The organism is Micromonospora sp. 050-3, from assembly GCF_046549335.1.
Lineage (GTDB): Bacteria > Actinomycetota > Actinomycetes > Mycobacteriales > Micromonosporaceae > Micromonospora > Micromonospora trifolii.
This window is the reverse complement of record NZ_JAJPVX010000002.1, coordinates 2344769-2358273: the sequence shown is the minus strand read 5'-3', so window position 1 is coordinate 2358273 and position 13505 is coordinate 2344769. Positions and strand designations below refer to the sequence as shown.

Sequence of the window (13505 nt, the reverse complement as noted above, 5' to 3'; positions counted from 1 at the left end):
GGCGGCCCGAGCGATCGGGCCGCCCACCGCGCACAGATCAGCGCGTCCTGACGTACGCCAGCGGCACCGTGGTGGACTGACCGTGCCATCTGCCGCTCAGCATGCCCCCGGCCGGCCCGTCTGCCCCGGCCCCGGGCCTGCGCACGACGACCAGCTCGACGGTGCCGGTGTCGATGAGCGTGCGGTCCTCGTCGACCACCCGTCGCACCGCGCCCACGGTCGGTACCTGGGCGTCGGCGGCGCCGTCGACGACGACCGTCACCGTCGGTTCACGCACCTCGCGCCGGCCGTCGACCTCGAAGTACTGCTCCGCCTGACCGCTGCCGGTGAGGATCGCGTGGGCGAGCGCGGCGGCGTACACCGGGTCGACGCAGCCGTCGTACACCCAGCGCCGGCCGAGCACCGAGTGCTCGGTGGTGCCGACCAGCCACCCGTCCGCACCGTCGAGGGGCGCGGCGCGGTAGGTGAGCGGAACATGGTGGACCGGCCCGTCGGCGGCACCGACCAGCATCGTCTCGATGCCGACCTCGCCGGCCGGGTCGTCGAAGCGGTAGGCGCCCCGGCTCACCAGTTCGACGCCGGTCGGTCCGGCGAACCACTGTCGGCCGGGCAGCCAGGCCGTCAGCAGGTCCAGCTTCGTGGGGTGCAGGGTCGCCCTGTGCAGCAGTGCCATGACGGCAGCCTAGTCAGAGGCCCGCGCAGGGTTGCCCGCCGATCGTGCAGCTCTCCGGCTCCCGGGCGTTGGGCCGGCTGTCGCGGACGTCGAAGCTGATCGTCTGGGATCCTCCGGCCGCCACGGCGGCTCCGGTGAAGGTGACCACCCGTCGGTCCTGTCGCCAGTTCGCGCCGTCGACGTCGTCCACCGTGGTGCCTTCGGCGAGGGTGACCACCACTGCCCAGTCCGCCACGGGTGCAGCGCCGGGGTTGCCGACCACGATCTCGCCGGTGTAGCCGAACAGTCGGTCGGACTCGGTCTCGTAGCGGGCCGTGATGGGCGTCGGCGGCGGAGGTGGCGTGGCCGAGGCGGGCGTCCGCGAGGGCTTCGCCGACGGGGTCCGGCTCGGCCGGGCGGTCGCCGACGCGGTGCTCCGCGAGGGGCGCGCAGAGGGTGTCGCGGTGGGAGCGACGGTGGTCCTGGCGGCCGTCACGGTCGGCGACGCTGTCGCTGCCGGTGCGGGTGCGGCGGCCGGCTTCGCGTCGGGCGGCAACGTCACCCACGCCGCCGTCCCCGCCACCAGCACGGCCCCGGCGACCACGGCGACCAGCGTGCGACGCCGCCGGGGATTGCGGCCGGCCCCGCCGCGTACGCCGATCAGCGGCAGTTCCGCTGTCATCCCACCGTCGGCGCGGCGCAGGTCGACCTGCTGGAAGGCGATCCAGTCGAGGATGGCCGGCAGCCGGACGGTCAGCGCCTGCCGGAGCTGCTGCTCGCGGGGATCGTGCTGCTCGGCGGACCACGCGCCGTGCGTGCTGATCTCCCGTAGCTCCAGCCGGCAGCCCTGCTTCGTGGCCGTGACCGTGCAGGTCAGCTCGCTGAGCCGACCGGCCTCGTCGCAGGCCAGCACGAGGAGGTCCGGCTCCTGCCGCTCGGTCACCTCGACCTCGACGTTGGCCTCGAAGCCGGGCAGGCCGGCGGTGTGCAGCAGCATCCGGTCCGGCACGCCCTCGACCATCTCGGCCTCGGCGAACCACCGGCCGAGCAACTCCCGATCGGTCAGAGCGCGCCAGACCCGCTCAGCCGGGTGGGACAGGTCGACCTGCGCACCGATCTCGATCACGGCGAGACTCTAACGGGTTGCCCGCCTGGCCATCTCCCGCCCGCCCGAGCGGTTGCCGGCGTCCTGGTCAGCCCCAGCGGCTGGACCGCTCGACCACTGTGGCCAGCGCGGCCCGGGCGTCTGTGCTCACCTCGGCGACCACCTGCGCCGCCGGCACGTCCCGGGCCAGCGGGTGCGCCTGCCCGGCCCACAGGTTGGCCACCGACGCGTCCGCGTCGCGCCGGGCGGCGGCGAGCATTGGACGCGTCAGGTGCAGCACCTGGGGGTAACCGCGCGGTGCCACTGCGTCGTGCTGACGCAGGAAGTCGTTGGCCACGCCACGGGCCCGCTTACCGGTGTACGACCGGGTCAACGCGGTCGGCGTGGCACTGGCCACCGCCGCCCGGTGCATCGGCGAGCTGCCCGCCTCCGGGCAGCGCAGGAAGGCAGTGCCGAGTTGCGCGGCGGCGGCGCCGGCAGCCAACACGGCGGCCACCGAGGGGCCGTCGCCGAGGCCACCCGCGGCCACCAACGGCCGGTCACAGCGGGCGGCCGTCAGCCGGAGCAGCGGCAGCAACCCGTAATCGTCGTCGTCCGGCAGGCCACCGCGATGCCCACCGGCCTCGGTGCCCTGCACCACCACCGCGTCCACACCCAGATCCGCTGCGGCGTTCGCGGCGTCCGGGCGGGTGACGGTGGCCCACACCTCGGTGCCCCGCTCCCGCAGGGCGGTCACCGCCCCCCGGTCGGGCAGCCCGAACACGAAGGACACGACCGGGACCGGGTTCGCGAGCAGCGCGGCCAGCTTCTCCGGGTACGCGTCGTCGCCGCCCATCGGCTCGCCCAGGCTCACCCCGCGCTGCGCGGCCTGCGGGGCGAGCCGATCCGCGTACGCCTGGATGGCGGCCTCGTCGACGCCGCCGGGGTCGGGCAGGAAGACGTTCACACCGAACGGCCGATCGGTACGCGCGCGGACCTCGGCGACGTCGGCGACCAGCCGGCCGGTGTCGATCATCCCGGCGGCGAGGAAGCCCAGCCCACCCGCGCCGGACACGGCGGCCACCAGCGCGGGTGTGGACGGGCCACCAGCCATCGGGGCGGCGATGATCGGGTGGCGCAACGTGGACAGGACGGACATCCCCCCATCCTGCCGCAGGCCCGGCCCGCTCACTGGCGCGCGGTGTGCCTCCACCAGAGCGCGGCGGCCAACCCGAGCAGGACCAGCAGCGTGCCCGCGCCGATGGCCAGCGGCCAGGTCCGCCCGCCCCCTGCGCCGCCGACCTCCCCGGCGGCCGGACGGACCGCGGTGGGCGCCACCGGGTCATCGGACCGCGTGGGTGGCGCGGCGGTGGCCGTGGTGGCAGTGGCCGGGTAGCGCAGGATCGTCGAGCGGGTGCCGGCTGGTTGACCGGCGGACTCGGAGACGGTGAGCAACGACCGGCCGTCTCGGCTATAGGTGATCGACTCGCCCTGGGGCTCGTCCGGCAACGGGGTGATCCGCGGGGTGCCGGTGGTCAGCGCGCGGACCACGTCGCCGTCGGGCACGTCGTACTCGAAGGCGTCGGCGTAGCTGCGCAGCACCACCCGCCGTCCGTCCGGCGCGCTCGCCGCGCCGGTGATCACGCCGCGCCCCAGGAACGAGAACGGGTTGCTGGTCGTGGTCGAGGGCACCGTCACCTGGCCGAGAGCTGTCAGTGGGGTCGTCGCGTCCGACCGCAGCGCGGTGGTCGGCGCGTACAGGAAGACGGTGCCGCTGCCGCCCTTGGTGACGATCAGCGGCCGCCCGGACGCGTCGAGCAGCAACGCCTCGGCGTCGTGCGGACGGTCCGGGTAGGTCATCCGGTGCAGCACCGGCCGCTTCGCCCCGGGCGCGAGCCGCCACACGCCGACGGTCGTCCGGGAGCGGTCGTTGTCGCCGATGTCGGCGACCCAGACGGTGCCGTCCCGGCCGATGGCCAGATCCTCGGTGTCGCGGGGGCGAGACGGGAAGGAGACGGTACGCGCCACCGCGCAGCGCTGGTCGAGGAAGAAGATCCGGCGGCGGGCCTCGTCGTCGGCACCGTCGTTGATCACCACGTACCCGTCGTCGGTGGCGACCATCCCGGAGATCTCGCGTAGCCGGTCGTCGCGCACCTGGCAGACCGGCGTCCCCGCCGCCGCGGCGCCCGCCGTGGCAGCGCCCGGCGCCAGCACCACGGCCGGCGGCAGCACGCCCGCGAGCAACGCGGTCAGTACCGCCCCCGCCCGAGCACGCCGCCCCCAGGTCAACCGTCCACGTACCCGCATCGCCCACCCTCCTCGTCGCGGCCGTGACCGGCCACCCGACCATCCTGGCCGATCCCGGCCACGGTCGACGGTCATCCGGGGGACGCGCCGGAACCCCTGGCCGATGTACTGTCGCTCGGCCTGATTCTCAAGCTGGAGGGTGGCCATGTCCGTGAGCGACACCGCGCCGGCCACCCGGTTCGGACGGCGGCTGCTACGCCGCCTCGGCCGCCCGGCCGGTGGCGCCGCCGTCGCGTGGGTGCCGCTCGCCGCGGTCGTCTGCGGCCTCTTCACCGGCGCGCTGGCCAGCCGGGCCGCCTGGGAGACCTCCCGGCCGCAACCCGACCGGGCCGAGGCCGCCGCCATCCTGACCGAGGTCTTCCCCGGCCACGACCTCGGTGAGATCGACACTCCACCGGCGCTCTTCGTCGTCTACGGGCACGCGCTGCGCCTGGGGACCGTCAAGACCCTGGTGTTCGGTGACGGCGGCGAGTACCAGGAGAGCGCCACCGGCGCCGGCGCCCTCGGCGCGCCACCGGTGCCCGCCGCGCAGATCGTCACTGTGGCCCGGGAGCGCCTGACCGGTGCCGGCTGGCGGGTGTACGACCCGCAGGTGTCCGATGGCGTCAGCTGCGCGGACAAGATGTGCGCCACCCCGCTGGCGGTCACCGACACCGCGCTGACCGCCCGACGTGGCGACACCATCCTGAACGCCTCGATCTCCTCGCAGACAGCCGTCGACGCCAGCTACCTCTCGGTCGAGCTGCACCGCGCGCCGCCGCCCCTGGTGGTCCCCGCCGGAGTGCTCGGCACGGTGCTGGGCGCGGTGGCTGGTTGGTTGGTCTTCGGCTGGGCCAGTCGACGCACCGAGGGACGCCGTAGCCGCGGCACTGTGAACGGCCTGATCGGTGTGGCCACGGTGCTGTGGTGGCTGCCGGTGCCGCTGGCCGCACCGCAACTGCTGCACCACCACCTCGGCGAGCCACACCCGGCCTGGCACCCGTACTGGGAGTGGCTGGGCCAGCCGGCCGCGTCACTGCTCTTCCTGGTCGGCGCGGTGTGCGTGCTGCTGGCGCTGGGGCTGGCCGCCGGCACCCGCCGGAACAACACACCCGAGGCCACGGCCGACTGACCGCCGTCGGCCCGGTCACGGCCCGCCCAGGGCCGGCCCCGCCAAGGTACGACGTGGACCGACCCGGGGCGTCCGCTAGCGGACGTTCCAGCGCTGGGCGCCGCTGCCGTTGCACGTCCAGAGCTGCGTGGTCGTGCCGTTGGCCGTGCCGGCGGAGGTCACGCCGACGCACTTGCCGGCGGAGGCGAGCACGACAGTGCCGTCCGTGCGGAACGTGAAGCGCTGCGCGGCGGTGCCGTTGCAGGTCCAGATCTGCACCCTCGTACCGTCGGCGCTTGCTCCACCGTTCACGTCCAGGCACCGATCGCCGTAGACCCGCAGCTCCCCGGCGGCGGTGCGGGTCCACCGCTGGTTGGTGCCCCCGTGGCAGTCCCAGATGATCGTGGCAGCGCCGGCGGTGGTGCTGGCGCCGTTCACGTCCAGGCAACGCCCGGAGGCGGGGTTGACCAGGCCGACGGCGATGCCCACCGGCGGTCCGCCCGCCGGGACCAGGCTGCCGGGCACAGACTGCAACGCGGCATACCAGCGGGCCGCCATCTTGTCGTACCCGCCGGCGTTCGGGTGGACGCCGTCGGCGAGGTCGGCGGTGGTGAGCGCGGCGTGCATGTCGACCAGGTGCACCTGGCTGCCCTTCTGCGCCACGATCCCGGGGATCGCCGCGTTGTACGCCTGCACCCGGGCCTCCAGGTTCGGGTCTGCTTCCGGGGTGATGGTGGCGACGAAGACATCCGCTCCCGGAGCCGTCGCCCTGATCTTGTCGATGAGACCGGAGAGCCGGGCCGGAGCGGTGGCGAGGTTGTAGTTCTGGTTCACGTCGTTGGTGCCGATGTGCAGCAGCACGGTACGCGGATCGGTAGCCCGCAACCAGGTGACGATGTTGGCGTCGAGCTGGTCGATGCGCCAGCCGGAGTGGCCCTCGTGGTCGTGGTCACCGAGGCTGGCCGGCCCGTTGAACCCCGAGCCGACGAAGTCGACGGTGTAGCCGCCGCTGGCCAGCCGCTGCCACAGGTTGATCCGGTACCCGCCGGGCACGTTGAAACCATCGGTGATCGAGTCACCGAGTGGCATCACGCGTACGCCACCGTTCGACTCGGCCTGCGCGGGTGCGACCTGGGCCAGCGCCAGCGCGGCCCCGAGGACGAGCCCGAAGGCCCCGGCGGCGGCCTGTCGTGCGTTCCATCGCATGGTTGATCCCTCTCCTCGAAGGTCGTCCGGGAGCCTCGGTGGTACGCCGTCCGCCGAAAACGACTACCACACCCGGACGCACCCATTGATGGTGACCGATGGCTTGTCTGCCGGGGCCGACTCCGGCACGGGCGCGAGCCGAACGCCGGGCTGGCTGCGCCGAGCGGTCCAGGGGGCCCCGCCTCCATCTGACCGGCTTCGACGTCCACCAATGACCGTCGAGGGTTACCTGCCGGTGCGCAGACCGGTACGGTCCGAGATGTCCACGGTCGCGGCAGGCCCGGACGACGGCGCCCCCGCCGGGCCCGGCGGCCGGCGCCGCCAGACCGACCGGCCATGGAAGGGGCGCATCGTGCGGATCGGAGCGGGGTTGTGTGTCGCGGCGCTCGTCGCGGCGGGACTGACTGTCGCCACACCGGCCGCCGCCACACCGGCCGCCGCCACACCGGCCGCCGTCCCGGCCGCCGTCCCGGTGGCCGGCGCCACAGTGGTGCCGATCCAGGTCACCGGTGACCCGGCGACACGGTTCAACCTGGTGCTGCTGGGCGACGGCTACACCGAGGCCGACCTGCCCACCTTCCGAGCACATGTGGACCGGCACCTCAACACCCTGTGGACGATCGAGCCGTTCAAGTCCTACCGCAGCTACTTCAACGTCTACGCCGTCGAAACCGTCTCAGCGGAGTCCGGGGTGGACTGCGACCCCGGCCTGTCCGCGCCGCAACGCGACACCGCGCTGGGCATGGGTTTCTGGGGTGGTTGCAACCCGGCGAGCGTGCAACGTCTGCTCACTGTCAACGGCACCGCCGCGAACGCGTACGCCGACCTGGCCGTCGGCACCAACCCCGGAAACCGTCAGCTGATCGCGCTGGCCAACAGCGGCACGTACGGCGGGGCCGGAGGCAGCAACGCCACCGCCTCCGGCGGCAACGCGCTCTCCGCGCTGATCAGCCCGCACGAGTTGGGGCACTCGCTCGGTGGCTTGCAGGACGAGTACGACTACTACGGCCGTGGGGTGCCGGGCGACACCTACAGCGGGCCGGAACCGGAGTCGGTGCACCACACCGTGCTGACCGAGCGGCAGATGCGCGACACCCGGGCCAAGTGGTGGCGCTGGCTGGGTGAGCCGAGCGAGTCCGGCGGCACGATCGGCCGCTACGAGGGCGGCCTGTACCTCCAGCGCGGGGTCTGGCGACCCAGCCGACACTCGATGATGAAGTCGCTGGGCTTCTACTTCGACCAGGTCGGCCGGGAGCGGATGACCGAACGGATCGCCGCCCGGGTCGGCATCGTGCAGGGCGGCACGGCCACCGATCAGGCGGTTGGCACGGACCGACTGCTCTGGGTGGACACTTTGCACCCGGTGAGCCACGCGCTGACGGTGACGTGGTCGGTGGACGGCAGGGCGGTGCCGCGTACCGGCAACGCCCGCCACCTGGACCTGCGGAAACTACGCCTCTCCCCCGGCCGGCACACGGTGACCGCCACGGTGACCGACCCGACGGAGTTCGTCCGCGACCCGGCGGTCCGCAGCTCACCGGCGCTGACCCAGACCCGCACCTGGACCGTGGACACCGCGGTGCGTACCCCGGCGGTGGAGTCGCCGCTGGCGATCATCGCGTCCACAGCGACCGACCGACCGGTCGGTGCGCACGACGTGGTGTACGTGCGAACCAGCCAGCCCGCCGATCGGGCGCCACGCGTGCGCTGGACGCTCGACGGCCGGCCGGTGGCCGACACCGGCACCGACCGGGACGTGGACCTGGGCGCCCTGCGCCTGTCGCGGGGCACTCACCGGTTGACAGCCCGGGTCACCGATCCGGACACCGGGAAAGCGGTGACCCGCACCTGGACGGTCGACGCGACTCGGCCCGACGTGGCGTACGCCCTCTCCGAGCCGCTGCTCACCGTCACCCGGCCCGGCCGACCCCCCGAGTACGTGTACAACGGCCCGTTCAGCATGGGGTTGACCGGCACCGACGACGGCACCGGCCAGGTCACCTCGGAGTTCCGGCTCGACGGCGACGGGTGGCACAACTACTACGGCTGGCCTACCGACGCCCGATCGCCGTTCCTGTTCACCGCCACCGGCACCGACGTGGACGGCCTGGTCTACGGCAACCTCGGCTCGGGCGGCCTGTCCGTGTCCCCGTTCGCTGAGCGGTCTCCCGGATACGGCCGGCACCGCATCGAATACCGGGGCATCGACGCCGTCGGCAACATCGGGACGGCCCGCGCGTTCGTGGCCACGCTGATCCCGCCTCCACCGGCCTGCACCACAGTGGTCACCGGCCGACACGCCGGCCCGCTGACCGTCACCGCCGGTGTCACCTGCCTGCGCGCGGCCACCGTGACTGGCCCGGTCACCGTCGCGCCCGGCGCCGCCCTGGTCGCCCAGGGCTCCTCGATCGCCGGAAACCTGACGGCGTCCCGCGCCACCGCCGTCGAGGTGCTGAACACCGAGGTACGCGGCGCCGTGGCACTGACCGGCACCTCCGACCACGTCACGATGGTGGGGGCCCGGGTATCCGGGCCGCTGGCGCTGACCGGTACCGCATCGGCGCCCATCCTCGCCGGCGGCCAGGTGGGCGCGTTGGCCTGCTCGGGCGGCCCGAACCCCGTCGACCTGGGGGCGCCCACCACGGTACGACAGCCCAATGCAGGCCACTGCCGCCGGGCGTGACGCCAGCCCCTCTCAAGATCCGCGCAACTACCCGGACAGTGCCGCTTCCGCCGCTGCGGGGGCAGCACTATCCCGGAAACTGCCCAGATCTCGACCAGCGTGGCGGCCTGAATGCGGCGCTGGCGGGTAGGCAGCGGCCCGGCGGCATGTCGACACCCGCCGGGTGGGAGGCTCCGATGAGCACGTACCGGGATGAACAGGGCGGCACGTTCCCTCCGCCGGAGGCGGATGCCCTGGAACAACGACAGGACGCGTTCGACGTCGGGCCGCCGGACCGGGTGTCGGGTGACGTGGACCCGGAGGCCGCCGAGGCCGACCTGGCCGAGCAGGGCGCCTTCCCGGCGGGCACGCTCGAGGAGGTGACGTCGCTGCCGGCCGACGCCAACCCTGCGGACGCCCTCGAACAGCGCCAGGAGATCCCGACCCGCGACGAGGGGCGTCGCACCTGACCACGCCCGCGCGGCTCAGCCCACGACGCTGACGGGCCGGCTCAACCGGCGACGCTGACCGGCCGGCTCAACCGGCGACGCTGACCGGCCGGCTCAACCGGCGACAACCTGCCAGAGGAGGAACGCGTTGAGCGCGACCACCAGCACGGCCACCAGGGACGCGGCGGCGGTGGTGAGCGGGTGGTTGACCAGGTTACCCATCAGGTCGCGGCGGCGGGTGAAGGCGACCACCGGGATGAGCGCGAACGGGATGCCGAAGCTGAGAATGACCTGGGACAGCACGAGCGCCCGGGTCGGGTCGAGGCCGATGGCGAGCACGGCCAGCGCGGGCAGCAGGGTGACCAGCCGACGCAGCAGCAGCGGCACCCGCCGCCGCAGGAAGCCCTGCATGATCACCTCTCCGGCGTAGGTGCCGACGCTCGTGGAGGCGAGCCCGGACACCAGCAGGGCGACGGCGAACCCGAACGCGGCGGCGGTCCCGATGGTCTGACCGAGCCCGGCGTGCACTCCCTCCAGGCTGTCCGCACCGCCCGGACCGCCGCCCCGGAAGCTGGCCGCCGCGATCAGCAGCATGGCGAGGTTGACCGCGCCGGCGGCGCTCAGGGCGAGCAGCACGTCGGTGCGCTGGCCGCGGAACAGGATCCGACGCTCGGTGTCGTCGGCGGCGGGAATGCGGTCGCGGGTGAGCGCGGAGTGCACGTAGATGACGTGCGGCATGACTGTCGCGCCGAGGATGCCGGCGGCCAACAGCACGCTGTCCGTGCCCTGCAGGCGCGGCACCAGGCCGGCCATGGCCGAGCCGGGGTCGGAGCCGGAGGCGAGCAGGTTGGCGGCGAAGGCCAGCACGATCACCCCGAGCAGGACGGCGATGGCGACCTCGAAGGCGCGGTACCCGCGCGAGCGCAGGGCGAGCACGGCGAACGCGGCAGTGCCGATGATGATCCCGCCGGGCAGCAGGGGGACGCCGAAGAGCAGGTACAGGGCGACCGCGCCACCGATCACCTCGGCCAGATCGGTGGCCATGGCGACCAACTCGGCCTGCACCCACATCATCCGGTTCACCGGCCGGGGTAGGCGTTCCCGGCACAGTTCAGGCAGGCTGCGCCCGGTGGCCAGACCCAGCTTCGCGGTGAGCGTCTGCACCAGCATCGCCATCAGGTTGGCCACCACCACGACCCAGACCAGCAGGTAGCCGTAGCGGGCGCCGGCGGCGGAGTTGGTGGCGAAGTTGCCGGGGTCGACGTAGGCGACGGCGGCGACGAACGCCGGGCCGAGCAGGATCAACCGCCCACGTACGCGGCCCCGGGCGCGAGCGGCCTGTAGTGGAGTCGCCCTCGACGTCGTCAGTTCGTTGGTGACCATCGAACACCTCCCCGTCCACGCGGATCGCTGCCGGTCCCTTCCCCCCGGGCTGACCCGTCGGTGCCAATCGCTGGCCTGCCGGTGCCACCACTGTCGGCCCGCCGCGCCGCGCCCCGCCTCGTCGGGCAGGGCGCGGCGCGCCGGGCGAGACGCGCCGCGCCCGGTCAGAACCTTCCGTGCGGGGCTTGACAGCCGGTGGGCCACCGATGAAGCTGTCTATTAGTCCTACTGTCGTAGGACAACAGGAAGGATCATCGGGAGTGATCGAGTTCGTACTGGACAGCCGGTCGAAGGTGAACACCTACATGCAGCTCGTGCAGCAGGTGAAACAGGCGCTACGGGTTGGCCTGCTGACGCCGGGCGACCAGTTGCCGAAGGTCCGGGACGTCGCGCAATCCCTGGCGATCAACCCGAACACGGTGCTGAAGGCGTACCGGGAGTTGGAGATCGAGGGTCTGGTCGGTGGCCGACCCGGGGTGGGCACGTTCGTCCAGCGCACCCTGGCCGGCGCGTCCCTGCCCAACCAGGCCGAGCTGCGCGACGACCTGGTCGCCTGGCTGCACCGGGCGAAGACGGCCGGCCTCACGGCCGAGGACGTCGTCGCCCTGGTGGAGACGACGCTGCGCGCCACCCTCGCCGACGACGCCCCGCAGAAGGAGCCCGCGTGAGCGAGCAGAGCGAACGAACCATCAGGCACCGCAAGCACTCGCGCGACCGCGAGGCGGCGGCGTGAACGGAACGAGAGGACAAGGGATGGACATGGTCTTGGAAGCAGACCGCCTCGGCAAGCGGTACGGCAGCACCTGGGCGTTGCGGGACTGCTCGCTGCATCTGCCGGCCGGCCGGATCGCCGCATTGGTCGGGCCGAACGGCGCGGGCAAGAGCACGCTGTTGCACCTGGCCGTCGGGCTGCTCAAGCCCGACGCGGGCACGGTCCGGGTGTTCGGTCGCTCCCCGTACGGTGACACGGAGGGCCTGGCCGACATCGGTTTCGTCGCCCAGGACACCCCCCTGTACCGGGACTTCACGGCGTCCGAGTTGGTCATCGCCGGCGGCAAGCTGAACAAGCGGTGGGACGCGGCGTTGGCCCGCCAGCGGCTGGCGCAGCTCGGCATCCCTCCGGACAAGCCGGTCGGCAAGCTCTCCGGCGGTCAACGGGCCCAGGTCGCGCTGGCCCTGGCACTGGCCAAGCAGCCGCGGCTGCTGCTGCTCGACGAACCGGTCGCCAGCCTCGACCCCCTGGCTCGACGGGAGTTCCTCCAGTCGTTGATGGGCAGCGTCGCGGAATCGGGCACCACAGTCCTGCTCTCCTCGCACCTGCTGGCCGACCTGGAACGCGTCTGCGACTACCTGATCGTGCTGAACGCCTCCCAGGTACAGCTCACCGGCACGGTCGACGACCTGGTCGCCGGGCACCGGCAGCTCGTGGGGCCGCGGCACGACGGCGGCGCTGTCGGGGGCGTCGCCGCAGTGATCCGGGCCAGCCACACCGACCGCCAGTCCACGTTGCTCGTCCGCACCGACGGGCCGGTCACCGATCCGGCCTGGACGGTCCGCGAGGTGAGCCTGGAGGACGTCGTGCTGGCCTACCTGGCCGACGGCACCACGAAGACCAGTCACAGCGAGTGGGGGGTAGCGGCATGATCTGGTTGACCTGGCGGCAACACCGCAAGCAGGCCTTCTACACCCTGCTGGGGCTCGCGGCGCTCGCCGCCCTGCTGGTGCCGATCGGCTTGGCGATGCGGCACACCTTCTCCGACCTCGGGCTGACGGACTGCGCCACCCAACTCGCTCGCGCCGACGTGGCGCAGGCGACCCGGGAGACGTGCGATGCGGGCTATCGGCGCTTCGGCAACCAGTACGGCAACCTCAGTCTGGTGGCCGTACTGCTGATCACCCTGCCGGTGCTGGTCGGCCTCTTCTGGGGTGCGCCACTGGTCGCCCGCGAGGTGGAGCAGGGCACGCACCGGTTCGTCTGGACCCAGGGCGTCGGCCGGACCCGCTGGGCCCTGGTGAAGTTCGGTCTGGTGAGCGGGTCCGTCCTGATCCTCGCGACGGTCTACGGGCTGGGCATGTCCTGGTGGGTCGACCCGCTCACCAAGGCCGCGCACGAGGGCCGGTTCGGCATGATCGTCTTCGATCTGCAGGGCATCGTCCCGATCGGCTACACCCTCTTCGCCGTGGCGCTCGGCATCTTCGCCGGCACGGTGTGGAAGCGGATGCTGCCCGCCATGGGCATCACCCTCGCCGGGTTCATCGGCGTACGGGCGGCGGTCGAGCTGCTGGCCCGACGGCACTATCAGCCGGCCCGGACCCAGACCTTCCCGATCGAGGGGGAAGGGCCACCGGAGGTCAGCCGGGGAGACTGGGTCCTCGCGCAGGGCGTCCGGAACCCCGACGGCACGATGATCTCGGAGGGCGGCCGGATCCAGTGCCCACCGGGCGGGAAGGGGCCGGACGGTCGGGTCTGCGGCGCCGAGTTGGGCCTCGAACCGGGCGCGTACAACTGGCAGCTCTACCAGCCGGCGGACCGGTTCTGGCTGTTCCAGGGCATCGAGACAGGCATCTTCGTCGCCCTCGCCGTGCTCCTGCTCTACATCGCGGTGCGCCGGATCCGCCGAATCGCGTAGTCGACGACGGGTGATCGCCGGGCCACGGGGGCTCGGCGATCA

General features: G+C 73.0%; 12 protein-coding genes. 6 read left to right on the top strand and 6 right to left on the bottom strand.

Annotation, left to right across the window (positions count from 1 at the left end; translation table 11 throughout):
- Positions 1 to 37: 37 nt before the first annotated feature.
- The 4 genes from ACLJOK_RS25905 to ACLJOK_RS25890 all read right to left on the bottom strand — a co-directional run bounded on the left by ACLJOK_RS25905 (position 38) and on the right by ACLJOK_RS25890 (position 4043).
- Positions 38 to 673 (bottom strand): CG0192-related protein, encoded by a 636-nt coding sequence (locus tag ACLJOK_RS25905; RefSeq protein WP_410821184.1) that lies wholly within the window; start codon positions 671 to 673, stop codon positions 38 to 40.
- Between the two features lie 13 nt (positions 674 to 686).
- Positions 687 to 1778 carry an SRPBCC domain-containing protein gene (locus tag ACLJOK_RS25900; RefSeq protein ID WP_410821183.1) on the bottom strand — a complete coding sequence of 364 codons (1092 nt, stop codon included), beginning with the start codon at positions 1776 to 1778 and terminating at the stop codon, positions 687 to 689.
- 67 nt (positions 1779 to 1845) lie between these two features.
- Positions 1846 to 2895, bottom strand: coding sequence for an NAD(P)H-dependent flavin oxidoreductase (locus ACLJOK_RS25895; RefSeq protein ID WP_410821182.1), 1050 nt, complete (start codon positions 2893 to 2895; stop codon positions 1846 to 1848).
- A gap of 29 nt (positions 2896 to 2924) precedes the next feature.
- Positions 2925 to 4043 (bottom strand): hypothetical protein, encoded by a 1119-nt coding sequence (locus tag ACLJOK_RS25890; RefSeq protein WP_410821181.1) that lies wholly within the window; start codon positions 4041 to 4043, stop codon positions 2925 to 2927.
- Between the two features lie 145 nt (positions 4044 to 4188).
- Between ACLJOK_RS25890 and ACLJOK_RS25885 the strand changes: the two genes are divergently transcribed.
- Positions 4189 to 5154 (top strand): hypothetical protein, encoded by a 966-nt coding sequence (locus ACLJOK_RS25885; RefSeq protein WP_410821180.1) that lies wholly within the window; start codon positions 4189 to 4191, stop codon positions 5152 to 5154.
- Between the two features lie 75 nt (positions 5155 to 5229).
- Here the strand turns inward: ACLJOK_RS25885 and ACLJOK_RS25880 are convergent, their stop codons facing one another.
- A complete protein-coding gene (locus ACLJOK_RS25880; protein WP_410821179.1) occupies positions 5230 to 6339 on the bottom strand; it encodes a ricin-type beta-trefoil lectin domain protein in 1110 nt (369 codons plus the stop codon).
- Between the two features lie 352 nt (positions 6340 to 6691).
- Between ACLJOK_RS25880 and ACLJOK_RS25875 the strand changes: the two genes are divergently transcribed.
- Both ACLJOK_RS25875 and ACLJOK_RS25870 read left to right on the top strand, forming a co-directional pair.
- A complete protein-coding gene (locus ACLJOK_RS25875) occupies positions 6692 to 9022 on the top strand; it encodes a M64 family metallopeptidase (RefSeq protein WP_410821178.1) in 2331 nt (776 codons plus the stop codon).
- A 176-nt stretch (positions 9023 to 9198) separates the two neighbouring features.
- A complete protein-coding gene (locus tag ACLJOK_RS25870; RefSeq protein WP_112698206.1) occupies positions 9199 to 9471 on the top strand; it encodes a hypothetical protein in 273 nt (90 codons plus the stop codon).
- Between the two features lie 93 nt (positions 9472 to 9564).
- On the opposite strand, the gene ACLJOK_RS25865 is transcribed toward ACLJOK_RS25870, so the two are convergent.
- Positions 9565 to 10833 (bottom strand): Nramp family divalent metal transporter, encoded by a 1269-nt coding sequence (locus ACLJOK_RS25865; protein WP_410821177.1) that lies wholly within the window; start codon positions 10831 to 10833, stop codon positions 9565 to 9567.
- A gap of 260 nt (positions 10834 to 11093) precedes the next feature.
- Between ACLJOK_RS25865 and ACLJOK_RS25860 the strand changes: the two genes are divergently transcribed.
- From ACLJOK_RS25860 to ACLJOK_RS25850, 3 genes are all read left to right on the top strand, one after another.
- Positions 11094 to 11501 carry a GntR family transcriptional regulator gene (locus ACLJOK_RS25860; protein WP_410821176.1) on the top strand — a complete coding sequence of 136 codons (408 nt, stop codon included), beginning with the start codon at positions 11094 to 11096 and terminating at the stop codon, positions 11499 to 11501.
- A gap of 85 nt (positions 11502 to 11586) precedes the next feature.
- Positions 11587 to 12477, top strand: coding sequence for an ABC transporter ATP-binding protein (locus ACLJOK_RS25855; protein WP_410821175.1), 891 nt, complete (start codon positions 11587 to 11589; stop codon positions 12475 to 12477).
- The gene (locus ACLJOK_RS25850; RefSeq protein ID WP_410821174.1) at positions 12474 to 13463 is read left to right on the top strand and encodes an ABC transporter permease; all 990 of its coding nucleotides are present in this window, start codon (positions 12474 to 12476) and stop codon (positions 13461 to 13463) included. The genes ACLJOK_RS25855 and ACLJOK_RS25850 overlap by 4 nt, the downstream gene beginning before the upstream one ends.
- The last annotated feature ends 42 nt before the right edge of the window (positions 13464 to 13505 follow it).